This is a genomic window from Limnohabitans planktonicus II-D5 (assembly GCF_001270065.2).
GTDB lineage: Bacteria > Pseudomonadota > Gammaproteobacteria > Burkholderiales > Burkholderiaceae_C > Limnohabitans_A > Limnohabitans_A planktonicus.
The window spans coordinates 1-26,360 of sequence record NZ_LFYT02000030.1; the positions used below are offsets into that span (position 1 = coordinate 1).

Sequence of the window (26,360 nt, forward strand, 5' to 3'; positions counted from 1 at the left end):
GCCCACTTTTGGCAAAACTTCATAACGCCTCTCACGCTCATCGGCATACGTTTATGGGTCATCCACATGAAAAAAAGCCGCTTTTCAGCGGCTTTTTTCATGAAGGTCAAAACCAATCAGTAGCTGCTGCGGCTGTCGCGGTAACCGCTGCCGTAACCTGTGCTGGGCTCTTTAGGTTTGGAGATGTTCACCACGATGGCGCGACCACCGACAGACATGCCGTTCAAGCCTTGAATCGCGGCTTGCGCTTCATCGCTGCTGGACATTTCGACGAAGCCGAATCCTTTGGAACGGCCGCTTTCGCGGTCCATCATGACCTTGGCGGATTTGACGCCACCGAAAGCCGAGAAGTTCTCGCGCAAGTTGGCATCGTCGATGGTGTAAGGCAAGTTGCCCACGTAAATTTTGCTGCTCATGGTAGAGCCTTTCAGAGAGAAGGCGCACAGGCTTAAAATGTTCTGCACTGTGGCGCGGGAGAAGCGGCATCCCAGCAAGGAAGCCGCAGAGACTGGAGAAACCGCAGCATCTCGATCCGATGGAGCAAGGATCTGAAGGATTTCGAATTTTTGACTATATTCATTTTTTGAATAAATGTCAATTCATATATTTCCATTTGTTTTATAGAACACTGATCATAAAAACAGTAGTCGGGCACAATCAGGCCCCATGGCCAAAGACAAATCCATTTACACCTGCAGCGAATGCGGCGGCACCAGTGCTCGCTGGATGGGCAAATGCCCCAGCTGCAACGCCTGGAACACACTGATTGAAAGCGCGGCCGAAGCTGCCAGCGGCGGCAAAAACCGCCTGGGCTCGGCGCAATACCAGGCGCTGGCCCCCTCCAGCGAGGTGTTGCCCCTGTCCCACATCGAAGCCGCCGACTTTGACCGCCACCCCACTGGCATTGACGAGTTGGACCGAGTGCTGGGCGGCGGCATGGTTGAAGGCGGCGTTGTGTTGATCGGCGGCGATCCGGGCATCGGCAAATCGACCTTGCTGCTGCAAGCGGTGGATGCGCTACAACGCAGCGGCATGAGCACCCTGTATGTGACGGGTGAAGAAAGCGGCGCGCAAGTGGCGATGCGCTCGCGCCGTCTGGGCCTGCCCGACTCGCAAGTGCCCGTGCTGCCCGAGATCCAGCTTGAAAAGATCCTGCACACCCTGCAATCACGCCAACCGAACATCGCCATCATCGACTCGATCCAGACGGTGTACTCAGACCAGCTGACCAGCGCCCCAGGCTCGGTGGCTCAGGTGCGTGAATGCGCGGCGCACTTGACCCGCACCGCCAAAGCCACCGGCACCACCATCGTGCTGGTGGGCCACGTCACCAAGGAAGGCGCGCTGGCTGGCCCCCGCGTGCTGGAGCACATGGTGGACACGGTGCTGTACTTTGAGGGCGACACGCATTCGAACTTCCGCCTGATCCGCGCCATCAAGAACCGCTTTGGCGCCGTCAACGAAATTGGCGTGTTCGCCATGACCGAAAAAGGCCTCAAGGGCGTGAGCAACCCCAGCGCCATTTTTTTGAGCCAGCACAGCGAGCCGGTGCCCGGCAGCTGCGTCATGGTCACGCTCGAAGGCACACGGCCCATGCTGGTCGAGATCCAGGCCCTCGTGGATTCGGGCGGCCCGAGCCCCCGGCGGCTGTCTGTGGGCCTGGAGCGCGACCGCCTGGCCATGCTGCTGGCCGTGCTGCACCGCCACGCGGGCGTGGCCTGCATGGACCAGGACGTGTTTGTGAACGCGGTGGGCGGTGTGCACATCCGCGAGCCCGCCGCCGACTTGGCAGTGATGCTGGCCATCACCAGCAGCCTGCGCGGCAAGCCCCTGCCCAAAGGCTTCATCGCCTTTGGCGAAGTGGGCTTGGCTGGTGAAGTGCGCCCCGCGCCCCGCGGTCAGGAACGGTTGAAAGAAGCCGCCAAGTTAGGCTTCAAGACCGCCGTGGTGCCCAAAGCCAACATGCCCAAAAAAGGCGACAAGGCCTTTGAGGGCCTGACCGTCTACCCCGTAGAGCGCATTGAAGAGGCGATGCAGGTGGTGCGGGGTCTGGACTGAAAGTCAACACCCCAAAGCCCTAATCCCAGGCAAGCCGTGACGCTGGAACAGCCTTACCTCACCCCAATCTTGATTCGGGGGCCATGGTCGCAAAACCCAAGCACTTGTCATACCGGATCAAGTCCGGCGTGACAAGAAGACCGCCCTCATTTACAAGGCAAAATCGGCCCCCATGAATTTCACCAAAATACTGACTCCACTGGCCATCATCGTTTTCACCGTTGGGGCCTGGCAGGCTTTTCAGTGGGCGGGCATAGCCCTGGCCGTGGGCGGCGTCGTCATGTGGGTGCTGCTGCACTTCACGCGCATGGTCACTATCCTGAAAAAAGCCGCCAATCGGCCCATCGGCCATGTGGCCAGCGCTGTCATGCTCAACGCCAAGCTCAAAAAGGGCGTCAGTTTGATGCACGTGATCGCCATGACGCGGTCTTTGGGCCAGCTTTTGACGGAAAAAGACGTCCAACCCGAGGTTTACACCTGGACCGACACCAGCAAATCGGTGGTCACCTGCACTTTTATTGGCGGCAAGTTGTCCGAATGGACACTGGTACGCCCCCAAGTAAGCCCGGAAGAGCCAAACCTTTAAAATCCACGCAAACTCCTGTTTATTGCAGCTATTTCAAAGGACACTTTCATGAGCGTTGTCATTCCTTCTATGTCTGACCGTGACGGCAAAATTTGGATGGACGGCCAGATGGTCGATTGGCGCGATGCCAAGATCCATGTTCTGAGCCACACACTGCACTACGGCTGCGGCGCTTTTGAAGGCGTGCGCGCCTACAAAACTGAGCAAGGCACCGCCATCTTCCGCCTACAGGATCACACCGACCGCCTGTTCAACAGCGCCAAGATCCTGCGCATGGCCATTCCTTTCACCAAAGATCAGGTCAACGAAGCCCAACGTGCCGTGGTGCGCGAGAACAACTTGGAAAGCGGCTACATCCGGCCCCTGACTTGGATCGGCGACAAAAAGCTGGGCGTCAGCCCCAAGGGCAACACCATCCACCTGATGGTGGCCGCCTGGACCTGGGGTGCGTATCTGGGGGAAGAAGGCATGAAGCGCGGCATCCGCGTCAAGACCAGCAGCTACACACGCCACCACGTCAACATCACCATGACGCAAGCCAAGGCGGTGAGCAACTACACCAACTCGATCCTTGCCAACATGGAAGTGACCGACGAAGGCTATGACGAAGCCCTGTTGCTGGACACCTCGGGCTTTGTGTCCGAAGGCGCAGGTGAAAACATCTTCGTGGTCAAGGATGGCGTGATCTACACCCCCGATCTGTCAGCTGGTGCCCTGAACGGCATCACCCGCAACACCGTGTTCCACATCGCCAAAGACCTGGGCCTCGAGATTGTGCAAAAGCGCATCACCCGCGACGAAATTTACATCGCTGACGAAGCCTTCTTCACCGGCACAGCCGCTGAAGTGACCCCGATCCGCGAACTCGACCGCATCCAACTGGGCGCAGGCAGCCGTGGCCCGGTGACCGAGAAAATCCAGACCGCGTTCTTTGACATCGTCAATGGCCGCAACCCCAAGTACGCCCACTGGCTGACTTTGGTTTGAGGAGCAAGAAGATGAGCAACCAAGCTGTTGAACTGCTGGCCACCGATTTGAACCCCCAAGGCGGCGTTTTCTGCCCCAGCCCCAAAGCAGACATGAAACTCTGGAACAGCCACCCCAAGGTCTACCTGGATGTAGCCAAGACTGGTGAAGCCAAGTGCCCGTATTGCGGCACGGTTTATCAGCTCAAGGCGGGTGAGGTGGTGGGTCAACACCACTGATCACAACCCAGACTGGATTTCTTTTGAGTGATCAAACTGTTCATGACCTGAATGACGTCACGATCATCATCGTGACTTACAACAGCGCCCACTGCTTGCCCGAACTTGGGCGATCACTTGCGCAATGCCCTCACATCATGGTCGTGGACAACGGCAGTGATGACGGATGCGCAGATGCCGCTCGACAGCATTTGCCTGATTCAAAAATTATCGCGCTGCCTAAAAACCTGGGGTTTGGTGCCGCCAACAACCTTGCGTTGCATCAAGTCACCACCACTTTTTCACTGCTGTTGAATCCAGATTGTGAGATCACACCTGCATCCATATTGGCATTGATGCACACTGCGATCGCACATCCTCAAGCCGCCATCATTGCGCCTCAACTGCTCCACTCAGACAACTCCCCAGACACCAACTACCGTTGGCCCCATCTCCTTTGGAAATCCAAAGGTCCTGCTGCAACGCATGGACCAGCCTGCGTGGGCTTTGTGTGTGGCGCGACCATGCTTTTCAGAATCAAGGCTTTTGATGTGGTCGGATTCTTTGACGAAGGCTTTTTCCTCTACTACGAAGATGATGATCTGTGCCTCAGGTTATTTAAAGCCAAGCGCGCCATGATCATCGACCCCGCCGTGACGGCAGTTCATCGGTCACGAGGTTCGGTCAAAGGTAAAAGTCCTCTGAAAAGTGAGTATGTTCGTGGCTATCACCATGCGCAATCCAAACTCTTCTTCACGGCCAAACACATTCACCTTGAAAAAGCCATCTCGAAGCGCAAAAAACTGATTTTTCAAACCTGTCTGGCTCTGCCCTTGAGAATGCTGCTGCCATCACCCCGGCTCGTTGCCAGAATGGTTGGGCGACTGAGAGGGGTGATTGATTGGAAACCCCATGAAAACCAAAACTCCTAGCTTGTGTATAGGGATTCTCACCATGAATGAGTCCCGGCGCATTGCAAAATGCATTGAAAGTGCCAAGTTTGCTGATCAGATTGTGGTGGTAGACAGCGGAAGTAAAGACGATACCGTGCTCATTGCACAATCCCTTGGCGCTCAAGTTCATATCCATACAGACTGGAAAGGATTTGCAGAACAACGCAATAGACTTTTGCAATACTGCTCTTCAGATTACATATTCTTTCTGGATGCGGACGAGGTCATAACCCCTGAACTGGAAAAAGAAATTCAGACTGCCGTCTCAAGTGGACTGAATGGTGTTTGGGAGATTTTGTGGCTTCAAATCGCATATGGAAAACCCCTGAAATATATGAAGGCTACAGGTGGTGTAAAGCGGCTTTTCCGGACTTCTAATTTATTTAAATTTGAAGGCGTAGTTCACGAAAATGCTGTATTACATGACACCAATACACCTGTTATCACATGCAAATCCCGGTTACTTCATTATTCACGTGAAACAGTCTACGAGAGCCTTCAAAAATTAGCTCAATATTCTCAACTTGGCGCATTAAAACGGGCCAACACTGGAAAAAAGGGTGGGGTTTTACGAGGTTTTGCATCGGCATTTGTCAGTTTTATTCAGCTATATATTTTCAGGCGTGGATTTATGTGCGGCCCACAGGGATTTCTCTTCTGTTTTTTTATCGCGCTTGAGTGTTTTTTCAGGTACACCATGCTCCACTACGACAGATCAATGCTCAATAAATCTTTCATACGATAATGCACATTCTATTTATCAATCGTGCTTCAATTCCTGTATTTGCTTATGGTGGAACAGAACGCGTAATCTGGGACTTGGGCCAAGCATTGGTTAAAATGGGACACCGGGTCAGTTATTTAGTGCCACAGGGTTCAGAGTGTCATTTTGGTCAAATTATTCCAATTCAAGAAGATCTTGATTGGCAAAATCAGATCCCTGAAGATGTAGATATAGTTCACTTCCAGTTCAACCCCGGTCTAGGTCTTGAACTTGATCGCCCATGGTTGATCACCCAGCATGGAAACTCGCAAGTCAGCGAACCACTTCCCGAAAATACGGTATTTGTATCTCAAAATCATGCATTAAGACACAACTCTAATTGTTTTATTCATAATGGATTGGATTGGTCTAGTTATGGCCCTATTGAACTCGACAAGACGGATGATTATTTTCATTTTTTAGGAAAAGCTGCTTGGAGCGTAAAAAATGTTCAAGGCGCTATAGATAGCAGTTTGCAAGCCAACGCCCCATTAATTGTGATGGGCGGCGATCGCCTGAATATCAAACGTGGATTTCGCTTCACTTGGTCTAGAAAGATCAATTTTCTAGGAATGGTTGGCGGAGAAACCAAATTTTCTGTCTTGCGGAAGTCAAGGGGCTTGATTTTTCCTGTGAGATGGCACGAACCATTTGGTTTGGCCGCCATCGAAAGCCTTTATTTCGGTTGCCCAGTCTTCGCCACTCCGTATGGTGCACTTCCGGAGTTAGTTCCCACAGAATGTGGAACGCTTTCAATAAAAATGTCTGATCTGGTTGATGCCATGAAAAATCAATCATTTAATCGGGAAGTTTGCCACCTACATGCTGCGAATAACTTCAACGCCGAGAAAATGGCTGCCAGCTACTTTCACATCTATCAAAGAGTAATTAACCGAGAAAAATTACATACTGCGCATCCATGCATGGAAATCTCAGCCTCAAAGCTACCTTGGCAAAAAAATTAAATAGCAATATTTAGCGATTTCATTTGGCACTCACTCTAAAAAGTCATCCCTGATAAACCCCTGAAACCCGCATGAATGCTAGCTTTCAGGGTCATTCCCAATGTTCAAAACTCCCACATTGATATTCAATGGAGCCTGTTTTCTGGGAGTTTTTGAGGCCCATATGTCCATCAATCCACCGAACTTAAGCCATAATCATTCACGCAACTCATTGATTTAATTGCAGTTTTTCTTATTTTCTTGTTCCACATCATGACTCCCACCATGGCAAGAAAATACAGGGTTTACCCTTGATTCATCACCTCTTGATGACCTGACCTCTCTCTTTGCCCAGCTGGGTCAGTTCATCCACAGCCCTGCCTTTGCAGATTTGGCCCGAGGCACCCAGTCCACCGCCTTTGTTCGCCAACGCAAACTGCCCCTGCCTTGTCTCGTAGGCGCTTTGCTCAGCCATCGTTCCCAATCTCAGCAGTTGATGCTGGACTCCTTTTTCGCCAGCTTGGCCGGTCACGCAGGTCTTGAGCGCGTGGCCAGTGACCGCGCCTTTGCCCAAGCACGTAACAAAATCAAGCCCGCCGCCCTGACTGCCTTGAACGCTCAATTGCTGGACCTGGCTCAGGCCAGAGGCTGGATGCCGCTTTGGCATGGCTTGCGTGTGGTGGCCGCAGACGCCTCAGTGTTCATGCCCGCCACCCGTGCGTGCCACCAAACGCGCCTTGCAGCCCAACCCGATCAGCGCTTGTTTGGCCTGTATTTGCCCGGCCCTGAGCTGTGTCTGCATGCCCAGCTCTACGGCCCCGAGACGGGCGAGCGTCAGATGCTCTTTGAGAGTCTGCACCACCTGCAAGCCAATGATGTGCTGGTGCTTGACCGGGGCTATCCGGCTGCTTGGTTGATCGCCTTGTTGCAGCAGCAAAGTATCCGCTTTTGCATGCGCTGCGACAGTGACAGCGGCTTCAAGGCGGTGCGCGAGTTCTTGCGCAGCGGACCCAGCGAGGCGATGGTCACCCTGAACATGCCCAGCACTGAAGATGCCAAGGATTACGAGTTCATTCGCCAAGCCCCGCGCGTGCGCCTGGTGCGTTGTGTCAGCTCCAGCGGCAAGGTGCGCGTGTTGCTCACCAACTTGGATGCACGGGCGTTTCCTGCTGAGGTGTTTGGGCAGCTGTACCACCAACGCTGGCGCATCGAAGAAGCCTTCAAACGCCTCAAGAACCGCCTGAAAATTGAAAGCGTCAGCGGCCTGAGCCAGCAAGCCTGTGTCATTAATATCGCTGCCAAAGTGTTGGCCGACAACCTGGGCGCTTTGCTCAGTCACTGTGCCCGTGGCATGCAAGAGCGCACGGATCGTGTCTGCAACCGCAGCTATGCGGCCAGCTTGATGCAACGCATGCTGCCTCGTTTGCTGTTGCTGCCGGGTGCCCTTGCGACGTGCATCGCCCAGAGCATTGAACTGCTCAAAGGCAATCTGGTGCGACGGGTTGATGGTCGATCTCGGCCGCGCCCTGCGAGCAAAAACAAGCCGCATCCGCATTTGGCTTACAAGGGTTAGTGGCTTAAGTTCGGTGGATTGGGGTGAAACCCGGCGTGACATTCAAGTCATGTTCGGCAGGGTTTTTGCCTGCAGCCGAGAGGCCAACGCCACCAGCAGCAGCACCGGTAAGCCCATCAGCGTGGTGAGCATAAAAAAGCCGGGATACCCCATGGCGTCGACCATGCCCCCCGAATAACCGCCCAGCGTCTTGGGCAGCAAGGTCATCAAGGAACTGAAAATGGCGTACTGCACCGCTGTAAATGACACATTGGTCAAGCTGGACAAAAAGGCCACGAAGGCCGCACTGGCAAAGCCCGCTGCCAGATTGTCGGCTGCCACCACCACGTACATGCCGCTCACATGGTGGCCCGCATACGCCAACCAGACAAAGCCCAGGTTGGTCAGCGCCGACAACACCGCTCCCCAAAACAAGGAACGCATCACCCCGATGCGGGCAGCCAGCAGGCCACCCCAAAAACCACCCACGATGCTCACCACCACACCAAAAGTTTTGACCGCATTGGCGATCTCGATTTTTGAAAACCCCAAATCTTGGTAAAACACATTGGAGATGACGCCCAACACAATGTCCGATATGCGGTACAGCCCAATGAGTGCCAGCAGCAGCCAAGCATTGCGCGCGCCATATCGCGCAAAAAAATCGAGCACCGGCATGACCCAGGTGGTGCGCGCCTGCTCTCGGCTGGCCAGCCCGCGTTTGACCAACACCGTGCCCACACCAAAGGCAGCAGCCAATGAAACCGCCATGCGCACAGCCTCCAAGAGCAGTCCAAGCAAAGGTCCTGTCTTGACGTCGCCCATGGCGTTGCCCCATTGCGCGAAAACGCCCACAAAAGCCACAACGCTGGCCAGAAACACCCCCAGCAAGCGAAGGTGCTGACCCGAGGGTTGGCGTGGTGCCTGAGCACTGGCGGCTGGCTCACGGGTGATCAATGTCGTCAGCATGCCCACCACCATGATGGCCGCCATCACGCCATACGTCCACTGCCAGGCACCAAACACATACGCCCCTTTGCTTGAGCCCCAATACGACGCCAAATACAAAGCCCCAGCTCCCGCCACAATCATGCCCAAGCGATACCCTGCGATGTACGCCGAAGACAAGAGCCCTTGCTGTTCGGGCCCGGCAATCTCGATGCGGTAAGCGTCAATGACAATGTCTTGTGTAGCTGATGCAAACCCCAGCAACACCGCAAACATGGCCATTCGGGTGAGTGCATCTTCACCAGCCGCAGGGTCAGTACTGGCCATGCCCAATATGGCCAACACCACGCCACACTGGGCCAACAACATCCACGAACGACGCCGCCCCAACCATGCCCCCAACAACGGCAAAGGCAAGCGGTCCACCAAAGGTGCCCAAACAAATTTGAACGAATAGCCCAACGCAGCCCAACTGAAAAAGGTCAACGCCTTGCGCTCAACACCGGCTTCTCCCAGCCACAAGGACAGAGACGAAAAAATCAACAAAATAGGAATACCCGCCGAAAAACCCATGGCCAACAAACACAGTACACGCCAATCCCACAGGGTTTTAAGGGTGTCCCGCCAGCTGGGCATCGGGGGTTTTTGGTGACTGGGCTTTACAAGCGTATTCATACGCACATTGTGCCCAAGCTGGTGACACCTCCCGCTGTCACCAAGGTGCATGCTGCTGTGGTTTTCCCTATGATGGCGGCATGTGCAATCTTTGTGACCTCAAAAACCCTCCCGCCGACCCCGCTGACATCGCATCAGCTGGTACATCTGTGCGTTGGCAAGCCCGGCGTGCATTTTTGTTGGCGGCTGGAGCCTCAGCCGCCGGTTCAGCTTTGGCGCAAGTGGAGGTGGGCTCATCTTCCAGCCTGCGTAATTTGGTGCCTGCCGAAACCCTGGAAGGCTCAGCCCGCCAGCAATACAACCAAGTGCTGACCGAAGCCCGCAACAAAGGCGCTCTGGCCCCCGAAGGCCACCCACAACTCAAACGTCTGCACGGCATTGCGCAGCGGCTCATTCCGCACACAACGCAATGGAACCCACGTGCCCGCGAGTGGCGCTGGCAAGTTAACTTGATCGGCAGCAAACAAATCAACGCTTGGTGCATGCCCGGCGGCAAGATCGCTTTTTACACAGGTATCCTGGACCAGCTGCAGCTCAACGACGACGAAGTCGCCATGATCATGGGCCACGAAATGGCTCACGCCTTGCGCGAACATGCCAGGGAGAGACTGGCCAAAAGCCAAATGACCGGCATGGGCCTGTCCATCGCCTCACAACTTCTGGGCCTAGGCTCTTTGGGCGACGTCGCCGCCAATCTGGGCACACAACTGCTGACGCTCAAATACAGCCGCGACGATGAAACCGAATCCGATCTGGTCGGACTGGAAATCGCAGCACGCGGCGGCTTTCGCCCCGAAGCCAGCGTGGCCTTGTGGAAAAAAATGCTCGCCGCCAATGGCAACGGCAGCCCCTCTTTCCTGTCCACCCACCCCAGCGGTGCCAACCGCATCCAGGAACTCGAAGCCAATCTGCCCAAAGTGCAGCACCTGTACGAACAAGCCCGTCAGGGGTGATGGAATGCCACGTCCCACCACGTCTCTTCGCTCCTAGAGGCTAAAGGCGGCTCCTCGCAACGACAGGAATTCGGCTTCTCGCGATGACCCATTTCCGTCATTGCGAGCGCAGCGCGTCAATCCAGTGCCCGGACAAGCTCAGCTGCTGGATCGCCGCGTCTCAAGCTCCTCGCGATGACGGATTTGGGTTGCTGTGGCTCCGCGCGATGACCCATTTCCGTCATTGCGCGCGCAGCGTGGCAGTCCAGTGCCCGGACAAGCTCAGCTGCTGGATCGCCGCGTCGCAAGCTCCTCGCGATGACGGATTTGGGTTGCTGTGGTTCCGCGCGTTGACCCATTTCTGTCATTGCGCGCGCAGCGTGGCAATCCAATGCACGGACAAGCTCAGCTTCAGCTGCTTGATCGGCGCGTCGCAAGCTCCTCGCGATGACGGATTTGGGTTGCTGTGGTTCCGCGCGATGATCCATTTCCGTCATTGCGAGCGCAGCGTGGCAATCCAGTGCCCCCGGCTTCTCGCAATGACGGGGATGGCTTCGTAATTGCGCGCTCTGCTCAGGTCCCGCCCACGTAGGGGTTGCTTTTGCGCTCGCGGCCAAAGGTGCTCTCGGGGCCATGGCCAGGGATGAACACCGTGTCGTCGCCCATAGGCCACAGACGTTGGGTGATGCTGGCAATCAAATCGTCATGGTTGCCTTGCGGAAAATCTGTGCGGCCAATGCTGCCTGCAAACAACACATCACCCACAAATGCCCGCTTGATCTCCGGTGAATAAAACACCACATGGCCCGGCGTGTGCCCGGGGCAATGGCGCACCTGCAAAAGGTGCGCCCCCAAACTCACCGTGTCGCCATCGGCCAGCCAGCGCGTGGGATGGAAAACCCGGGCAGGCGGAAAACCATAGGCTGCAGCCGCCTGAGGCAGTCCGTCAATCCAGAACTGGTCTGCCGGGTGAGGCCCGATGATGGGCAATCCGCCCAACTGCTCGGCCAAGTCGGCCGTGCCCGAAGCGTGGTCCAGGTGGCCATGGGTAATCCAAATCTGCTCCAAACGCAGGCCATGGGTATTGACGGCAGCCAATATCAATTCGAGATCGCCCCCCGGATCGACCACCGCCGCTTGGCGGCTTTGGTCATCCCAGACAAGGGAGCAATTTTGCTGAAAAGGGGTGACAGGAATAGTTTCGTATTGCAGCATGCTGCAAATTATCGGGCATGCGGTCAATGTGATGGGATCAACACATCAGGCCGATGCAGGGGTGTACAGTCCAACTCAGCCAGCGCCTTTTGATTTTTGGCATTTGCGCTGCAACGATTGTTTGTTTGCACCCCTCTTCACCCGGCTACTTGACCCAACAACACAGCGTTGCCATTGCGGGAGTAGATAACCTGCTCATCCGCTCCCTGCTGGACAACAACCAGTTTTACGACCCCTTGGATGAGGCCTTGAACTTAGGCATCTCATCGGCCAACTGGCCTTTGTTTGGTCTGCTTTGGCCCTCCGGTCAACACATGGCCGAACGCATGGCCAAACGCCCCGTGTCGGTCGAACGCATTTTAGAAATTGGCTGCGGTCTGGGGCTGGCCAGTCTGGTGGCCCATCGCAGAGGGGCTTCGGTCACCGCCAGTGATTGCCATCCCTTGGCGCACGCCTTTCTGGATGAAAACACGCGATTGAACGGTTTGTCCCCCATAGCCTACTGTCACGGCCTGTGGGGCAAGGCGGCATTGCGTGAAGATGGTTTGCCTGTATTGACGACAGCCCAGGACGCACTGCCCAGCGGGGTGTTCGACCTGATCATGGGCAGCGACATCTTGTATGAGCGCGACGACGAGGGCACGCTGGCCAGCTTCATCCATGCGCATGCAGCCAGCCGCTCGGAAATCTGGGTGGTCGATCCCAATCGGGGCAACCGTGCGGCCTTTCACAAACAGATGGCCAGTCTGGGTTTTGCCCGTCATGAACAGGTGCTGGATCAGCCCCCGCACGAGGGCCTGCCAGGCTACAAAGGCCGCATGCTCACCTACACACGCGAATGAAGCCTCAACGCGGCAACCAGCCCAGTCCCTTGGCGTGCAGGCTGTGGATATAGAGTCGGTCCGCCGTCTCGGTCACGCCCGTGCTTTCGGGGTACTGGCCGCTGGGGTCTTGCAGGTCTTGGACCACTTTGCCGTCTTCGGTGAAGGCCATCACATGGCCGTAGGCCTTGGGGATGGGCCACAGGGCGCGGGGCAGGCGCAGCGTGACCTTGCGCATGAAGGGTTTGTCAGCCATCTTGTCGATGGTCGGGTTGCGGGGCTTGGCAAAGCCCAGCCAGATCTTGCCGCCCCGTCCTCGCATCAGGTTGTCAGGGTAGCCCGGCAGGTTGTCAAACAACACGCGGGCCTGTGCACCGCCTTGGGCCACGTCCAGGTTCTGGGCGTTGACGTCGATTTTCCAGACGCGGTACTTGCCCGTCTCGTTCACGAACAGGTGTTTTTCATCCTGGCTCAGCGCCACGCCGTTGGCAAAGCTCAGACTCCGGGCCACCACGCGGGTTTGGCCGTTGGCCGGGTCAAACTCCAGCACTCGGCCCGTAGCCGCTTGCTCCAGGATGTCGAGCACGCTGGCCTCGAAGGTGCCGCCCCAGTCCTTCGGGGCAAAACGGGTGGATGCATCACTCAGGTACATCTTGCCGTTTTGGGCCACCACCACCGCATCGGCATAACGGATCGGGTCGGGCTGACCGTTCACCGCCACCTTGTCGGTCAGCAGTTGGATGGATTTGTCGGGCGCAATCGACAGCAAGCCCTTGACCGCATCGGCCGCGATCAGGTGGCCGCGGACGTCAAAGTCAAAACCGAGCACCCGCCCCCCCGTCTGGGCAAACACCTCTTGCTGCGAGCCGTCAGGCTGCATGCGCAAAATGCGCCCGCTCTCCACCGTGGTGTAGAGCTTGCCGTCCGGCCCGAAGGCGATGTGCTCTGGCCCTGTCTCGGTGCCCAGGTCGATGATGTTGAGCTTGGTTAGCTTGTTGTTAACCGCATGCGGCCCGGCATAGCCCGGTGCATCGGGTGCGTTCCAGCTGACTGGCTCGACCGGAACCGGCCAAAGACAAAAATACGCCAGCCCAGCCAGAACCAGCACACCCAAAAGACCCAACAGCTTTTTCATATGACATCCTGCATGGCGGCTCACAGACCAAGCGTGCCATTGAATCAGCTTCAGAGCGTCAGGGCCCTCAGAGCAAACCCTCGTAAGCGATGGTGATCGGCGCGTGGTCAGAGAACTTCTCGCCCTTGTAGATGTGCTCGGTGCGGGCTTTTTCGGCCACGGCGGGCGTGGCCAAGTGGTAATCCAGGCGCCAGCCCACATTTTTGGCGTAGGCTTGGCCGCGGTTGCTCCACCAGGTGTAGCAATCGTCAGTGGTGTGCGGCTGCAGGCGGCGATACACATCAACCACACCGCCTTCGGTGGTCAACTGCGTCATCCAGGCGCGCTCTTCGGGCAAAAAGCCGCTGTTTTTGAGGTTGCCCTTCCAGTTCTTGAGGTCGGCCTGTTGGTGGGCGATGTTCAAGTCGCTGCAGACGATGAAGTCGCGCTCGGCTTTGAGGGCCATCAGGTGCGGGTACATTTTGTTCAAGAAGCGGAACTTGGCTTCTTGCCGCTCGGGCCCGGACGAGCCACTGGGAAAGTACACGCTGATGATGGACAACTTGCGCTGCGGTGTGTCGAAACGCGTTTCCACATAACGGCCTTCGGCGTCAAACTCTCCGCCATCAAATCCCACCACCACATCGCTGGGTTCGTGGCGGGTGTAGACGCCCACGCCCGAGTAGCCTTTTTTCTCGGCAAAGTGAAAGTGGCCTTTGAGGCCCGCGAGTTCCTCAAACTTGCCCGCCACATCGGGGGCCTGGGCTTTGACCTCTTGCACGCAAATACAATCGGGTTTTTCTTGGGCCAGCCACGCTGCGACCCCTTTGGTCGTGGCCGAACGGATGCCGTTGAGGTTAAGGCTGGTGAGTTTGAACAAGGATTTCCCCATGGTGACAGGACAGGCAAGCAGCGCCGAGATGCAGGCGCTCGCTCAGGAATTTGTGCAGTTTGCGGTGGATTCGGGCGTGCTGCGCTTTGGGCAATTCAAGACCAAAGCCGGGCGCATGAGCCCTTACTTTTTTAACGCCGGCCTGTTTGACGATGGTGCCAAGCTGAGCCGACTGGCGCAATTTTATGCAAAAGCCCTGCTGGCCAGCGGGATCGAATTCGACATGATCTTTGGCCCCGCCTACAAGGGCATCCCGCTGGGTGCGGCCGTGGCCATCGAGCTGGCCCGACTGGGCAAGAACGTGCCCTTTGCCTACAACCGCAAGGAAGCCAAAGACCACGGCGAAGGCGGCTCGCTGGTGGGCGCACCGCTCAAAGGGCGCGTGCTGATCGTGGACGACGTGATGAGCGCAGGCACCGCTGCGCGCGAATCGATTGCGCTGATCAAGGCCGCCGGGGCCACGCCGCACGCCATTGCGATTGCGCTGGACCGCCAGGAAATGGCCACTGAAAAGCAAGACGATGGCTCGGTGAAGGACGTGTCCCACAGTGCTGTTCAATATGTGCAAGGCTCGCTGGGCATGGCGGTGTGTTGCATTGCCCAGTTGTCTGATCTTTTGGCTTATTTGTCGACACAAAGCGGCAACGAACTGGGCCAGCACCTGCCCAGGGTTCAGGCTTACAGGGACCGCTATGGTGTTTGAAATGCCTTATTGAGACGGCACTCTGAAGTTTGAAATGTGGGAGGCATGTCATCTCTTATTGATCCGGTCCAATGAAGTCTGCAGAATGACTTCAATCTTGCACCTTGTGGGAGCTAGCCCTGCTGGCGATCAGTCGCTTTTGGGCCACAGGCTTTTCGCTTGCAGGGCAAGCGCCCACAAAATCCTGCAACTGGCAACACACGGTTCAGTCTTCATCAGGCCGAATCAATAGGTCGGTACTCGCAGTGTTCGAGCTGATGGTTTTTGGCACTGGCCCATGTCGGGGTCTTTGACCGCCGACCTGCAACCTCTTTGAGAACTGGAATCTTCACAGGGCCTAATCAACAGGCAGCGTCATTTTTTCAAATTTCTTTACTTTCACCTCACTTGGAAGTGACGCGCACCCTCAATAAATTCTGATTTTTTTAATTTACTCAATTTAGGCAGTTTGACGCCTCGTCAACTGCCTTTTTTTTGTTCCAACTGGGTTGTTTAGGGGTAGACAAACCGATTGGAAGGCCATTAGAGCGCCTGTAAAACATTTATCATGCTGCTTCTTTGTACAAAGACACGCATCAGTGTAGAAAAAAATCACCTAACTCATGAAAAAGATGAAAAAATTTTTTTAATTTTTTGGAATTCATTCATTTAGATTAAGTGTATTTAAGTTTCTATTTTTTCATCTTTCAATCGAATCATCACCAAAAACCCCCAAAGGCGTACCCCAATTGGTGGATTCGTACCAAGAACTTTATCTTGAGAATTACAGTTTTCATGTACTTGGCAATTTTCTCTTGATGCTCAATATGATTTATCAAAAACGAACTCGCGGCAACGGGCCTATGCCCATCGCGCACGCTCGTTTCTGGGCGGGCTCCAAGCAGGTTTGGCAGGTCCTGGGAACATTCGTCTTGTCTGGACTGACCGCCAGTGTCTGCGCGCAATCATTGCCAGCCGTCGTATCAAAAGCCTTGCAGGATTACCCGTCAATCCAGTCTGCCAATGCCAAATCTGCAGCCGCACGGTCTGACATTGCTCGCGCTCGCAGTGCCCATTACCCACAAATTGGGGTTTCAGCCACGGCCAACGCCTATGCTTCCGGCACGGCATTGCCATCGAATCAACGACTGACTTTGTCTCCCACAACGCGTTTGAACTTGTGGTCAGGCGGCAAGATTGAAGCTGACTCTCAGCGCTCTGAAGCACTGGCTCGCGCGTCCGAATTCCAACAAGCCATCACTCTGGAAGACGTGGCCCAACAAGCTGCTGAGGCTTACCTCAACTGGGCCAAGACAGCCGACCTGTACAGCTTGGCCGTTCGCAATGTGAATTCACACCGCGAGACGCTGGATGACATTCGCAAAATCTCAGAGGTCGACAAGGGCCGCCGCGTGGACTATGAGCAAGCCCTGGTGCGGATGGAAAACGCGACGCTGAACTTGCAGCAACGCAAATCAGATTTCTCCCAGGCCATTCAGCGCATGACCCGTTACTGGTCTGGCCCTCTCGATGCCCGACCCATGGGGCTGGATGAAGCGGTCTCCAGCTCGGGGCCTCTGGGTCGTATGCCTTTAACGATGGCCGCTGCCATGGACATGGTGTCCAGCAATTTGCCTGTCATCGCCCAATCGCAAGCCCAAGTGCAAGCCGCTGAAGCGGCTGTGCGCATGGCCAAAGCCCAACACTGGCCCACCGTTGACCTGGCGGTCTCCAGACAAGTGGCGACTGCAACAACCCGCAATGAGGTCCTCACCCAGTTGCAACTGAACGCGCCGCTTTATTCAGGTGGCAACGCTTCAGCCGCCGTGGAGACTGCTGTCAGCCAACTCAAAGCAGCGCAGTTTGCCATGGATGAAGCCCGTTTATTGGCCAGAGAAAAAGCCGCTTTGGCTTGGCAAGAATGGGCGTCGGCCCAATCGCGCACGATCACTGGCAATGCGCAATCCGATGTTGGAGACAAATTGGTCGACTCCTACCGCCAACAGTTCCGCGTCGCCCGCAGATCCCTTTTGGAGTTGCTGAACATGCAGGCTGATGCCTTCAGTTACCGATCGACTGCAAGAACAGCGTTTCATGACGAGCGTATCGCTCGCGTGCGCTTGTTGGCATCCACAGGTGAGTTGGCGCGCCGCTTCAACTCTGAGCCTGGACTCGTTACCCAAGCCGGGCGTTGATGAGCACCCTGAACACTTTAATGAATTGATGGTCCATGACTAATTTATTGAACTTTTCTCCCCCTGGTGCCGCCGGACTCAAGTCCCCGCCACCGGACAAAAAAGCCAGCGACGGCATGAACGATCCATTGCTGATGTGCTTGGCCATGACGGCCAAGTTGCTGGGACGCCCGGTTCATTTCCAGGTCTTGCGTGCGGGCTTTGCACTGGATGAGCGTGGTCGCGTGCCCATGGCGGCTTATCCGGATATGGCGCACAAAAACGGCCTGATGGCCGCTTGGTCGCGCACCCGCATCGCGGATATCCCACACTACGTGTTGCCCGTGCTGATGTCGCTCACGGATGGCCGTGCCTGTGTTTTGCGCAATATTGATGGCCCCAACGCTGTTGTCTGGTGGGCAGAAACGGGCATGGAGGACCAGCTCATCTCCTTGGCCGAGTTGCAGGGCCTGGCGCGACCAGAAGTGCTGGCTCTGAAGTTACCCCCCACGCGCCACGACCAAACACTCACGCCTTTCAAAGGCGCAGCCTTCGGTTGGTTCTGGGGGACGCTGTGGCGATTCCGTCACTTTTATGTGGAGTCCATGATCGCCACGGTGGTGGCCAACGTGCTGACCTTGGCCAGCGTGTTCTTCACCATGAACGTGTATGACCGCGTCGTGCCGACCAGCGCTTACGCATCATTGTGGACGCTGGCCATTGGCACCGCTGCGGCCATTGTCATGGAATTCATCATGCGTTGGCTCAAAGCCCGTTTGGTGGATTTGGGCGGCAAGAAGGCCGATTTGGCCATCAACGCCACCTTGCTGCGCGAAATCATGGCCATTCGCCTGGAGCACCGACCTCAGTCTGTGGGCATTTTTGCCAGCTCGATGCGTGACTTTGAATCCCTTCGTGACTTCTTTTCCTCCGCATCTTTGGTCTTGCTGGCCGACATGCCATTTGTCCTGATGTTCCTGGCATTGATTGCGATCGTGGCCGGTCCCCTGGCGTGGATTCCTGGTTTGGCTGTGCCTTTGTTGATTCTCATCGGCCTGGCATCTCAAAAATCGCTCATGTCAGCCATGCGCGACAACATGAAAGAGTCTGGCGACAAGCAAAGCGTCTTGGTCGAAGCTGTGCTGAACCTGGAACTCCTCAAAGCCCACAACGCAGAAAGCTATCTGCAACGCCGCTGGGAAATGTCCAATCTGGCCGGTGCCGATTCCTACAAAAGATCGCGCAGCCTGACCAACTGGGTCATGGGCCTGACCACCGCTGTGCAGCAGTTGGTGACGGTGGGCATGGTGGTGGCCGGTGTGTACATGATTCACGCCAACACCTTGACGGTTGGTGGATTGATGGCTGCAGTGATTTTGGCCGGTCGCGCCCTGGGACCATTGGCCAGCGTGATGTCTTTGGCGACACGTTACCAGCAAGCCGTCACCTCGCTTGAAACCCTCGATGGCTTGATGAAACGACCACGCGACCGCATTCACGGACGTAACTATGTGGTGCCAGAGGTCATTCACGGCGGTCTGCAAGGTGAAGCGCTTGAATTTGCCTATCCCGGACAGCACAAGATTCCAGTGATCAAGAAACTGTCCATCAACATCGCCCCTGGTCAAAAGGTGGCCATGTTGGGACGTGTCGGCAGCGGCAAGAGCACTTTGCTGCGCCTCATGGCCGGCCTGTATTTGCCTCAGGCGGGCAATGTTCGGCTCGATGGTGTCGACTTGCAGCAACTGGAGCCTGTCGAAGTTCGCAGCCGTATTGGTTATGTGGGCCAAGACCCCCAGTTGTTCATGGGCACGCTGCGTGAAAACATGGTGTTGGCCGACAGCTGGATCAGCGACATGAAGATCACGGAAGTGCTCAAGACCCTGAACATCTACGACATGGTGGCCAATCACCCCATGGGCCTTGACATGCCCATCACCGAAGCCGGTGGCGGCCTGTCCGGTGGTCAACGCCAGCTGCTGTCCATTGCCCGCATGATGCTGCGCAACCCGCAACTGGTCTTCATGGACGAGCCCACCGCCAACATGGACCAAAACACGGAAGCCCGTGTGATTGCGGTGATGAAGGAGTGGTTGCACGGCCGCACTTTGCTGATGTCCACACACCGCCCCCAACTTCTTGAATGGGTTGACATGATTGCGGTCATCGACAACGGTCAGTGCGTCGCGTTGGGGCCTAAACAAGAAATGATCGACAAACTCTCACGCGGCATTGACGTGAACTCTGCTCGCGCACAGGGGGCTGCAGCATGAAACGCAAAAATGACAAACGCTACAAGAGCATGCAAGGCTCCGGATTCGGCATTGACACGGTTGAGGACGACGAGCGCCGTGCCAGTAAAACATTGGTCTGGATGACAGGCTTCACGCTGATCGTCGCCCTGGTATGGGCCCACCAGTTTGACTTGGATGAAATCACGCGGGGTCAGGGCAAAGTCATCCCCACCAGCCGCGAACAAGTCATCCAAAGTCTCGACTCGGGGGTTCTCAGTGAAATGCTGGTGCGAGAAGGCAGCGTGGTGGAAAAAGACCAGATCCTGCTTCGCATTGACGACGCGCGCAGTGGTGCGGTTTACCGGGAATCGCAAGAAAAATACCTTTCACTTGCGGCCATGGCCGCGCGACTGAAAGCCGAGTCTTACGGCACGGCCCTGTCATTCCCCCCCGAACTCAAAGCCTACCCTGCCCTGATGCAGCAGGAAATGCAGGCCTTTAATGCACGCAAACGAGCACTCTTTGAATCGCTCACGGCATTGGACAGTTCGCTGGCAGCCGTCACGCGTGAGCTCAACATCACCGAACCCATGGTTAAACAAGGCGTGATGTCTGAAGTGGAATTGTTGCGCCTCAAGCGGCAATTGGCTGACCTGCAAGGCCAGCGCGCCGAACGCCAAAACCGTTATTTGACAGATGCCAACAATGAGCTGGTACGCGTCTCATCCGAGTTATCTCAGACCAAGGAAAACAGCGCTGCCCGCGCGGATGCGCTCAACCGCACCACCATCAAATCGCCCATGAAGGGGATTGTCAAAAATGTGCAGATCACCACCGTGGGTGGAGTCGTTCAAGCTGGTCAGCCCATTTTGGAAATTGTGCCCACCGAAGACGAAATGTTGGTGGAGGCCTATGTCAAGCCATCTGAAGTCGCCTTTTTGAAGATCGGCCAAAAAGCCACCGTCAAATTGACTGCCTATGACTTCAACAAATACGGTGGACTCGATGGCGTGCTGGAGCATTTGAGCCCTGACACCATGCGTGATGAAAAGCAACGCAAGCCAGGCAATCCGGTAGAACTTGAAGAAGGCTTTTACCGAATCATGGTTCGTGTCAGGGAACCTGAAAGCATGCGACGTGGGCTCAAGCTTGTGCCCCTGCCCGGCATGACCGCCACCGTTGAAATCCGAACCGGACAAAAGAGTGTCCTTGAGTACCTCTTCCGACCTTTGCAAAACGTGACGCAAGCATTGCGTGAACGTTGAATCACCAACATTCAGGAGATACCTATGAGTGAAGACCACACCATGTCCATCGAAGAAATCATTCCCTCGCCGGAATCTCAACCCGCCTTGAAGCGCAAGTCAGACATGAATGCCCCACAGTTTTTAAGCACAGCTGAGGCCGCCAGGATGTTGGGGCTTTCCACCACGCTGGTACAAACGCTTGTCGATCAGGGTGATCTCAAGGGCTGGAAGACGCGTGGCGGCCACCGCCGCATTTCCATCGATTCCATTTTGGACTACCAAAACGCTTCGCGCAGCGTTCTGGGCAACTATGCAAAGGCAACCATTCGACCACGCGTCACGGTGGTGGTGGAGACCCCTGCATTGTTGTCAGATTTGATCAAGGACTATTCTCTTTGGGACTTTGCGGTCGACGTCACTTTCTTCGACTCCGTCACTGAAGCCTTGCTGGAACTGTCCAGTAAACGACCGGACATGATGGTTGTTGAAATGTCCATGCCCCGCGCTCAACAAGAAAAAACCTTCCAAGCGCTTGAGAATTTCAATCAACGCGGTCGCGCGCCTTTGTCCGTAGTTCTCATCAGTCAAGAAAAAGGGTTAAGCTCAGCCATACAAGCGGGTGCACCTTCGACGATTCAAGTCATTTCAGGTCCCTTGAATCCCTTGTGGTTGCACGCATACCTCACAGGAGTTGTCGCCTCATGCCGGAACTGATGCTCACCTCATTCTCAAAGAATTCACCTTTGTCGAGAACGCTGGCTCGGCCCGGACACAACAAAAACTTGTTGCAAGCCAACCGCGATGCAGTGACTCTATTGGGCCTAGGCAACGACCCCACATTCGACATGAAGGGTCAAGTCCTCAGGCAACTGCGTCTGACCCAAAATCTTGATCCAGCGGTGCTCGCGACCGAAGCCTGTATTTCCGTCGCGCAACTCTACGAAATCGAGAAAGGCGTTGACAGTCTCTTTTATTCGGACAATTTGCGCCAACAAGCAGCACGCAGAGTCGCTCAACTTTTGGGCATTGATTGGGACCATATCGACGAAAGTTTTGAGGTCCTGCAAACAGCCCACAATGTCGTGACCTTGCAACGCAGCACCCTCGTCAGGGGCGTCACCCCAGCTGTCCCCCCCACAGCCCTTTCGGCCACGAACGCCCCTAATTCATCCATTCCACCTGCCCCTTCACCCATTGATATTGCCGTGAATTCGCACAATTCCCTCAACGAGGCTTCAACCATGCCTCATGGCAAAACATCGCCAGCTGCACAAACCACGTTTGCCCTTGGTTTATCGACCCCCTCGGCTGATTCGCAAGCTGTTGACGAACCAGAAGTTAAACGCATCGAACAGCCATCCGCTCATGTTCGTTCTGGTCGAGGCCTGTGGTGGCTGATGACCGCAATTGGCTTGACAGCTGCTTCGTTTTATGTGGCCGAAAAAGAAGGTTTCGTACGGCAGTACTGGCCTGAGTTTTATCAATTTTTGCGAAACGTCCAGCAAATCGTCTGACGATCAATTTGTGCAAGCCCAGTGAGGCACATGCACCTGATGTCGCACCCCTTGTAAGGATGTACTCGTGGCCACCCTTTAGACGAGCGGACACCTTCAGCAGTACACGAAATTTTTCATTCAGTTGTGTGCACACAGGCCCGTCATGCTGTGAGCGTGGACTCAATTTATGCCCACGCGCCGGACTCCAAATTGCGCGAATGGCTCGGCTTTCAGACCACAACCATACCCAGCTCAAGGTATCGCGTTCAAGCCCAATTTTCTGAGTCTTTTTTTCCCAGCACACCGTCAGGTTCCTCTGGCAGCCCCTCCGCTTTTTGATTTGACAAAGTCATTTTCAGTGCATTTTCTGACGTTCAATTACACCGTCTTGAATCGACTCGCTGAACGTTATCCATGAACTTTTTAGCACCAACAAAAACGCCACCGCGAAGGGTGGCGAATTGGAGTTTGGTGCGGCTGGCGGGGATCGAACCCACGACCCTTGGCTTCGGAGGCCAATACTCTATCCACTGAGCTACAGCCGCACTTCACAAGGTTTGAATTATCTCACGCCTGCACCTTCGCTTGGCATTTATCCATGATCTGTGGAGGCTCAACGCTATAATCATCGGTTGATTTCGATCATCACATTGGCCCTTGTGGCCACGCCCCTACAGAGGATTTTATGAGTGACAACAGCCACGATCAGCACGAAGCCCACACAGGCCCAGTCAAAACCCCTAAGCAGATGCTTTTGCTGAGTTTGGCCTCCTTCGTTATTCCAGTGTTCATCATCATTGGCTTGGTTTTCTATGTGACATCTGCCAACAAACCCGGCGCTGGTGCCGTCGACACCGAAAAGGCCACTGCACTTCGTATCCAGAAAATCGGTTCTGTTGAAGTTCGCGATGCCAATCGGCCACTTAAATCTGGTTCTGAAGTCTACAAAGCGCAGTGCGCGGCATGCCATGAAGTTGGTGCAGCTGGCGCTCCCAAATTTGCAGAAGCTGGTGCATGGCGTGCACGTTTGGGCCAAGGACTTGATGCTCTGGTGAACTCAGCCCTCAAGGGCAAGGGTGCCATGGGTGCCCAAGCTGGTGGAGATTTCAACGACACAGAAATTGCCCGTGCTGTTGTATATATGGCCAACGCTGCTGGCGGCAAGTTTGTCGAGCCCAAAGCCCCTGAAGCTGCCAAGTAAGTTTCCACCCTCTTTAAAAAAACCGGCGTTGATCGTCGGTTTTTTTATGCCTGTTGGATTCCATTTTTTGTTTTTTGTGGGCTCATCACATAGCCATATTGATCGGGCAGTTCATCTGCAACAGCGTCTTCCAAAGTCCATCGCGCCATCTCCAGCGCTTGCGCTGCCCTTTGCACATCAAGTGTATGCACCAAACCCAATCCCAGCGTGGTGTGCAGATAGAGCTTGCCATATTCATCCACCAGACTCTTGTGCACTGTTGCTGATGCCCCCGTGTGGGAAGTGACTGCAAAATCATCCTCAATGCGCCATATATGGGGTGTGACCTCAAGTTCGATGTACACGCGTTGCGGTCCGTTCTGAAAATACCAACACCCCAGCGCATCGGGCTCGTAGTTACGCTGGATGAAATCGATCAATTTGGTGTGATGCAACAGCGAACCTTTAGCCCCAGGTAGACCGCTTTGAAACACGCCCAAGGCCTGTGCGCTGTCATCTCGCATCCACCATTGACCTCGACTGTCCAGACCCAGCCAACCATAACAATCCGGAACATCGGGCCATTTAGCCATGGCTTGCAAAACAATGTCATCCATGTTTTGAATCCTCCGTTTTTTCCCCGTTACCTGCGGACTGCAACAGCCAAGCCCCCACCGAATCGGGCAAGGCCCGCACATGAGCAGGCCAGCGTCCTTGAGCAAAACCGACATGGCCACCCTGGTCTGGCTGCCATAAGGTCACGCTGCTTGACACATCACCTGGTCCCGGCAAACTGCTGGCAGGCACAAAAGGATCATTCAATGCATTGAGGGCCAACGCAGGCAAGCGGATATCGCACATCAAGGGTTTTGCTGAGGCACGGGTCCAGTAATCCTCTGTGTCTTTAAAGCCATGCAAGGGGGCGGTGAAGACATTGTCAAAGGCATAGAGGTCTTTGGCGTTCAGCAAAGCGTCTTTGTCAAACAAACCGGGGTGTTGCGCCCATTTGGCCATGGCCTTGGGCTTCATGCTGCGCAAGAACATTGGGGTGTAGATCCAACGATTCAGGCCACGGCCAATCGCCAAACCGCTTTCCATCAGATCCAGCGGGGAACAAATGGATGCCACAGCATCTGCACTGAGTTGGGCTTGGTGGCCGTGTTCGGCAGCCCAGCGCATTAAAGCATTGCCGCCCAGGGAAATGCCAACAGCCACCAGTGTTTGTCCGCCGCAAGCCCTGTGGTCTGAGCGCAGTCGTTGCAGTAGCCAATCGATCTCTTGATGGTCTCCTGAATGGTAGGCGCGTGGTGCGTGGTTGAGTTCACCACTGCAGCCTCGAAAGTGGGGCAATGCCAAATTCAAGTCTTTCTCAGCTGCCCAGTCGGCAAAGGCCTGTGCATAGTGGCTAGCCGATGAGCCCTCCAGACCATGAAACAAGACGAGCAACGGTCGATCCGATCGGCTGGCTGCTTGCTTGTCAATATCCAGAAAGTCGCCATCAGGTGTTGGCCAACGCTCTCGCATCAAGGGCTTCAGTGGCCTCCAATGCCTGCGTGTGTACAGCGCAGACCAGATGGTTTGGGCGTGTCCACCTGGCAGCCAGGTGGGTGCTTGGTAAAGCATAAGGTTTCAGTGAAAGACCGTGGGTTTGGCTCCCACATCGGCCGCATCTTTGGACGTGCCAGGGCTGGCGTGGTGGGCCACCATGCGCCAACCTTGAGGTGTCTTATGGTAGACGTTGGTCGCAATGACATAGGCCTGCCGCACCCCTTGTGGTGTGATGACTTCCACCCTTTCAACCAAGTGGTGCACCGAACTGGCCAAGGATTGAACCTTGTGCACCCGCTCTGGAAAGGCCTGCACGCTGCCATTGTTGAACATGGCCTCGAAAGTGGACCGAATCGCTCCAGCTCCAATCAGGCGACCACCCCCCGGGTGAACACACACGATGTCGTCTTCTTCTGCCCAACAAGCCATGAGTTGTCCGATGTCGGCGTTGTGCAGGGCTTCGTAAAAAGTATGCTCGATGTCATCGGGGGTACCACCGACCACGGCCGCTTGCAGTTTTGAGCGTTTCATGGGCTTGTCTTGTAGCATCGTTTCATTTCAACATTTTGCCTTGTTTGACTGTCCCTGCCTTGTGTGTTGCCTTACTGTGTCGATGCAAGAAACCCACGAAAGAAAAAACCCGGTCACAGAAGGCTGTGCCGGGTTTTTTGACTGAACTTAACTTGCTGAGTCAGCCCATCTGTTTACGCAAATGCTTTATTTTTTGCGGTATTTGCGCAGGGCCGACAACTGAGCCGCAAGCACGGCCAATTCGGACTGCGCCACGGCCAAGTCGATTTCACTTTTGGCGTTGCGCAGAGCTTCTTCGGCCAATTGCTTGGCGGCATTGGCTTTTTCTTCGTCCAGGTCTTTGCCGCGGATCGCGGTGTCTGACAAAACGGTCACGCAGTCAGGCTGGACTTCAAGTATGCCGCCAGCGACGAAAACAAATTCCTCCCCGCCGTCGGCCTTTTCGATGCGAACTGAACCGGCCTTGATGCGGGTGATCAAAGGCGTGTGGCGTGGGTAGATGCCCAACTCGCCAGACTCGCCAGGCAAAGCCACAAATCGGGCCTCACCCGAGTAGATGGATTCTTCGGCACTGACCACATCAACGTGGATGGTGTTCATGTTTACTCCTATAAAAAGGTGCTTATAAGCG

27 protein-coding genes and 1 tRNA gene are annotated in these 26,360 nt (G+C 55.4%); 18 read left to right on the forward strand and 10 right to left on the reverse strand.

Annotation, left to right across the window (positions count from 1 at the left end; genetic code table 11):
• Window positions 1-116: 116 nt before the first annotated feature.
• Window positions 117-416, reverse strand: a complete 300-nt coding sequence (locus H663_RS37475; protein WP_053172723.1) for an RNA recognition motif domain-containing protein — start codon at window positions 414-416, stop codon at window positions 117-119.
• 250 nt (window positions 417-666) lie between these two features.
• On the opposite strand from H663_RS37475, the gene radA reads away from it, so the two are divergent.
• The 8 genes from radA to H663_RS37515 all read left to right on the forward strand — a co-directional run bounded on the left by radA (window position 667) and on the right by H663_RS37515 (window position 8,061).
• Window positions 667-2,058: a DNA repair protein RadA gene (radA, locus tag H663_RS37480; RefSeq protein WP_053172724.1), complete on the forward strand. Its 1,392-nt coding sequence runs from the start codon at window positions 667-669 to the stop codon at window positions 2,056-2,058.
• Window positions 2,059-2,230: 172 nt separating this feature from the next.
• Window positions 2,231-2,644 carry a hypothetical protein gene (locus H663_RS37485; RefSeq protein WP_053172726.1) on the forward strand — a complete coding sequence of 138 codons (414 nt, stop codon included), beginning with the start codon at window positions 2,231-2,233 and terminating at the stop codon, window positions 2,642-2,644.
• 48 nt (window positions 2,645-2,692) lie between these two features.
• Window positions 2,693-3,631: a branched-chain amino acid transaminase gene (locus tag H663_RS37490; RefSeq protein ID WP_053172728.1), complete on the forward strand. Its 939-nt coding sequence runs from the start codon at window positions 2,693-2,695 to the stop codon at window positions 3,629-3,631.
• A gap of 11 nt (window positions 3,632-3,642) precedes the next feature.
• Window positions 3,643-3,849 carry a zinc-finger domain-containing protein gene (locus tag H663_RS37495; protein WP_053172730.1) on the forward strand — a complete coding sequence of 69 codons (207 nt, stop codon included), beginning with the start codon at window positions 3,643-3,645 and terminating at the stop codon, window positions 3,847-3,849.
• Window positions 3,850-3,872: 23 nt separating this feature from the next.
• Window positions 3,873-4,760, forward strand: a complete 888-nt coding sequence (locus tag H663_RS37500; RefSeq protein ID WP_083451171.1) for a glycosyltransferase family 2 protein — start codon at window positions 3,873-3,875, stop codon at window positions 4,758-4,760.
• Window positions 4,741-5,526: a glycosyltransferase family 2 protein gene (locus H663_RS37505; protein ID WP_053172732.1), complete on the forward strand. Its 786-nt coding sequence runs from the start codon at window positions 4,741-4,743 to the stop codon at window positions 5,524-5,526. Before H663_RS37500 ends, H663_RS37505 begins: the two co-directional genes overlap by 20 nt.
• Window positions 5,526-6,509, forward strand: a complete 984-nt coding sequence (locus H663_RS37510; protein ID WP_083451172.1) for a glycosyltransferase — start codon at window positions 5,526-5,528, stop codon at window positions 6,507-6,509. The genes H663_RS37505 and H663_RS37510 overlap by 1 nt, the downstream gene beginning before the upstream one ends.
• 346 nt (window positions 6,510-6,855) lie before the next feature.
• A complete protein-coding gene (locus tag H663_RS37515) occupies window positions 6,856-8,061 on the forward strand; it encodes an IS4 family transposase (RefSeq protein ID WP_240620564.1) in 1,206 nt (401 codons plus the stop codon).
• A gap of 42 nt (window positions 8,062-8,103) precedes the next feature.
• Here the strand turns inward: H663_RS37515 and H663_RS37520 are convergent, their stop codons facing one another.
• Window positions 8,104-9,624, reverse strand: a complete 1,521-nt coding sequence (locus tag H663_RS37520; RefSeq protein WP_053172735.1) for an AmpG family muropeptide MFS transporter — start codon at window positions 9,622-9,624, stop codon at window positions 8,104-8,106.
• Between the two features lie 119 nt (window positions 9,625-9,743).
• Between H663_RS37520 and H663_RS37525 the strand changes: the two genes are divergently transcribed.
• The gene (locus tag H663_RS37525; protein ID WP_053172737.1) at window positions 9,744-10,616 is read left to right on the forward strand and encodes a M48 family metallopeptidase; all 873 of its coding nucleotides are present in this window, start codon (window positions 9,744-9,746) and stop codon (window positions 10,614-10,616) included.
• 83 nt (window positions 10,617-10,699) lie between these two features.
• On the forward strand, window positions 10,700-11,155 hold the full coding sequence (locus H663_RS37530; RefSeq protein ID WP_053172739.1) for a hypothetical protein: 456 nt from the start codon (window positions 10,700-10,702) through the stop codon (window positions 11,153-11,155).
• Window positions 11,156-11,168: 13 nt separating this feature from the next.
• On the opposite strand, the gene H663_RS37535 is transcribed toward H663_RS37530, so the two are convergent.
• A complete protein-coding gene (locus tag H663_RS37535; protein ID WP_053172741.1) occupies window positions 11,169-11,810 on the reverse strand; it encodes an MBL fold metallo-hydrolase in 642 nt (213 codons plus the stop codon).
• A 149-nt stretch (window positions 11,811-11,959) separates the two neighbouring features.
• Here H663_RS37535 and H663_RS37540 point away from each other — a divergent pair, with 149 nt between their 5' ends.
• Window positions 11,960-12,652 carry a class I SAM-dependent methyltransferase gene (locus tag H663_RS37540; protein ID WP_240620563.1) on the forward strand — a complete coding sequence of 231 codons (693 nt, stop codon included), beginning with the start codon at window positions 11,960-11,962 and terminating at the stop codon, window positions 12,650-12,652.
• Between the two features lie 4 nt (window positions 12,653-12,656).
• Here the strand turns inward: H663_RS37540 and H663_RS37545 are convergent, their stop codons facing one another.
• Together H663_RS37545 and H663_RS37550 are read right to left on the reverse strand one after the other, a co-directional pair.
• A complete protein-coding gene (locus H663_RS37545) occupies window positions 12,657-13,766 on the reverse strand; it encodes an SMP-30/gluconolactonase/LRE family protein (protein ID WP_053172745.1) in 1,110 nt (369 codons plus the stop codon).
• A 67-nt stretch (window positions 13,767-13,833) separates the two neighbouring features.
• A complete protein-coding gene (locus tag H663_RS37550) occupies window positions 13,834-14,625 on the reverse strand; it encodes an exodeoxyribonuclease III (protein WP_053173585.1) in 792 nt (263 codons plus the stop codon).
• A gap of 10 nt (window positions 14,626-14,635) precedes the next feature.
• Here H663_RS37550 and pyrE point away from each other — a divergent pair, with 10 nt between their 5' ends.
• From pyrE to H663_RS37580, 6 genes are all read left to right on the forward strand, one after another.
• Window positions 14,636-15,340 (forward strand): orotate phosphoribosyltransferase, encoded by a 705-nt coding sequence (pyrE, locus tag H663_RS37555; RefSeq protein WP_053172747.1) that lies wholly within the window; start codon window positions 14,636-14,638, stop codon window positions 15,338-15,340.
• Between the two features lie 806 nt (window positions 15,341-16,146).
• Window positions 16,147-17,514 carry a TolC family protein gene (locus H663_RS37560; protein ID WP_165803946.1) on the forward strand — a complete coding sequence of 456 codons (1,368 nt, stop codon included), beginning with the start codon at window positions 16,147-16,149 and terminating at the stop codon, window positions 17,512-17,514.
• 35 nt (window positions 17,515-17,549) lie between these two features.
• Window positions 17,550-19,766 (forward strand): type I secretion system permease/ATPase, encoded by a 2,217-nt coding sequence (locus H663_RS37565; protein WP_083451176.1) that lies wholly within the window; start codon window positions 17,550-17,552, stop codon window positions 19,764-19,766.
• A complete protein-coding gene (locus H663_RS37570) occupies window positions 19,763-20,992 on the forward strand; it encodes an HlyD family type I secretion periplasmic adaptor subunit (protein ID WP_053172755.1) in 1,230 nt (409 codons plus the stop codon). The genes H663_RS37565 and H663_RS37570 overlap by 4 nt, the downstream gene beginning before the upstream one ends.
• Before the next feature lie 24 nt (window positions 20,993-21,016).
• Entirely contained in the window at window positions 21,017-21,688 is a 672-nt protein-coding gene (locus H663_RS37575) for a helix-turn-helix domain-containing protein (protein ID WP_053172757.1), read from the forward strand.
• Window positions 21,676-22,488, forward strand: coding sequence for a helix-turn-helix domain-containing protein (locus H663_RS37580; protein ID WP_133240061.1), 813 nt, complete (start codon window positions 21,676-21,678; stop codon window positions 22,486-22,488). Before H663_RS37575 ends, H663_RS37580 begins: the two co-directional genes overlap by 13 nt.
• Before the next feature lie 451 nt (window positions 22,489-22,939).
• Here the strand turns inward: H663_RS37580 and H663_RS37585 are convergent.
• A tRNA-Arg gene (locus H663_RS37585) sits at window positions 22,940-23,015 on the reverse strand.
• Between the two features lie 140 nt (window positions 23,016-23,155).
• Between H663_RS37585 and H663_RS37590 the strand changes: the two genes are divergently transcribed.
• Window positions 23,156-23,671, forward strand: a complete 516-nt coding sequence (locus H663_RS37590; RefSeq protein WP_053172762.1) for a c-type cytochrome — start codon at window positions 23,156-23,158, stop codon at window positions 23,669-23,671.
• 44 nt (window positions 23,672-23,715) lie between these two features.
• Here the strand turns inward: H663_RS37590 and H663_RS37595 are convergent, their stop codons facing one another.
• The 4 genes from H663_RS37595 to H663_RS37610 form a co-directional block, all read right to left on the reverse strand.
• On the reverse strand, window positions 23,716-24,267 hold the full coding sequence (locus H663_RS37595; RefSeq protein WP_053172763.1) for a DUF2946 family protein: 552 nt from the start codon (window positions 24,265-24,267) through the stop codon (window positions 23,716-23,718).
• Window positions 24,260-25,273 carry a YheT family hydrolase gene (locus H663_RS37600; RefSeq protein ID WP_053172765.1) on the reverse strand — a complete coding sequence of 338 codons (1,014 nt, stop codon included), beginning with the start codon at window positions 25,271-25,273 and terminating at the stop codon, window positions 24,260-24,262. The genes H663_RS37595 and H663_RS37600 overlap by 8 nt, the downstream gene beginning before the upstream one ends.
• Window positions 25,274-25,279: 6 nt before the next feature.
• Window positions 25,280-25,729 carry a YybH family protein gene (locus tag H663_RS37605; RefSeq protein ID WP_053173586.1) on the reverse strand — a complete coding sequence of 150 codons (450 nt, stop codon included), beginning with the start codon at window positions 25,727-25,729 and terminating at the stop codon, window positions 25,280-25,282.
• 186 nt (window positions 25,730-25,915) lie between these two features.
• On the reverse strand, window positions 25,916-26,329 hold the full coding sequence (locus tag H663_RS37610) for a F0F1 ATP synthase subunit epsilon (RefSeq protein ID WP_053172767.1): 414 nt from the start codon (window positions 26,327-26,329) through the stop codon (window positions 25,916-25,918).
• Between the last annotated feature and the right edge of the window lie 31 nt (window positions 26,330-26,360).

Bases quoted from the DNA above. Each gene is read 5' to 3' on its own strand.
- H663_RS37560 (WP_165803946.1), top strand. From the start codon at position 16,147: ATGATTTATCAAAAACGAACTCGCGGCAACGGGCCTATGCCCATCGCG.
- H663_RS37505 (WP_053172732.1), top strand. From the start codon at position 4,741: ATGAAAACCAAAACTCCTAGCTTGTGTATAGGGATTCTCACCATGAAT.
- H663_RS37570 (WP_053172755.1), top strand. From the start codon at position 19,763: ATGAAACGCAAAAATGACAAACGCTACAAGAGCATGCAAGGCTCCGGA.
- H663_RS37565 (WP_083451176.1), top strand. From the start codon at position 17,550: ATGACTAATTTATTGAACTTTTCTCCCCCTGGTGCCGCCGGACTCAAG.
- H663_RS37520 (WP_053172735.1), bottom strand. From the start codon at position 9,624: ATGCCCAGCTGGCGGGACACCCTTAAAACCCTGTGGGATTGGCGTGTA.
- H663_RS37600 (WP_053172765.1), bottom strand. From the start codon at position 25,273: ATGCTTTACCAAGCACCCACCTGGCTGCCAGGTGGACACGCCCAAACC.
- H663_RS37495 (WP_053172730.1), top strand. From the start codon at position 3,643: ATGAGCAACCAAGCTGTTGAACTGCTGGCCACCGATTTGAACCCCCAA.
- H663_RS37580 (WP_133240061.1), top strand. From the start codon at position 21,676: ATGCCGGAACTGATGCTCACCTCATTCTCAAAGAATTCACCTTTGTCG.
- radA (WP_053172724.1), top strand. From the start codon at position 667: ATGGCCAAAGACAAATCCATTTACACCTGCAGCGAATGCGGCGGCACC.
- H663_RS37475 (WP_053172723.1), bottom strand. From the start codon at position 416: ATGAGCAGCAAAATTTACGTGGGCAACTTGCCTTACACCATCGACGAT.
- H663_RS37575 (WP_053172757.1), top strand. From the start codon at position 21,017: ATGAGTGAAGACCACACCATGTCCATCGAAGAAATCATTCCCTCGCCG.
- H663_RS37530 (WP_053172739.1), top strand. From the start codon at position 10,700: ATGACCCATTTCCGTCATTGCGAGCGCAGCGCGTCAATCCAGTGCCCG.
- H663_RS37595 (WP_053172763.1), bottom strand. From the start codon at position 24,267: ATGGATGACATTGTTTTGCAAGCCATGGCTAAATGGCCCGATGTTCCG.
- pyrE (WP_053172747.1), top strand. From the start codon at position 14,636: ATGGTGACAGGACAGGCAAGCAGCGCCGAGATGCAGGCGCTCGCTCAG.
- H663_RS37490 (WP_053172728.1), top strand. From the start codon at position 2,693: ATGAGCGTTGTCATTCCTTCTATGTCTGACCGTGACGGCAAAATTTGG.
- H663_RS37525 (WP_053172737.1), top strand. From the start codon at position 9,744: ATGTGCAATCTTTGTGACCTCAAAAACCCTCCCGCCGACCCCGCTGAC.
- H663_RS37590 (WP_053172762.1), top strand. From the start codon at position 23,156: ATGAGTGACAACAGCCACGATCAGCACGAAGCCCACACAGGCCCAGTC.
- H663_RS37610 (WP_053172767.1), bottom strand. From the start codon at position 26,329: ATGAACACCATCCACGTTGATGTGGTCAGTGCCGAAGAATCCATCTAC.
- H663_RS37535 (WP_053172741.1), bottom strand. From the start codon at position 11,810: ATGCTGCAATACGAAACTATTCCTGTCACCCCTTTTCAGCAAAATTGC.
- H663_RS37545 (WP_053172745.1), bottom strand. From the start codon at position 13,766: ATGAAAAAGCTGTTGGGTCTTTTGGGTGTGCTGGTTCTGGCTGGGCTG.
- H663_RS37485 (WP_053172726.1), top strand. From the start codon at position 2,231: ATGAATTTCACCAAAATACTGACTCCACTGGCCATCATCGTTTTCACC.
- H663_RS37605 (WP_053173586.1), bottom strand. From the start codon at position 25,729: ATGAAACGCTCAAAACTGCAAGCGGCCGTGGTCGGTGGTACCCCCGAT.
- H663_RS37510 (WP_083451172.1), top strand. From the start codon at position 5,526: ATGCACATTCTATTTATCAATCGTGCTTCAATTCCTGTATTTGCTTAT.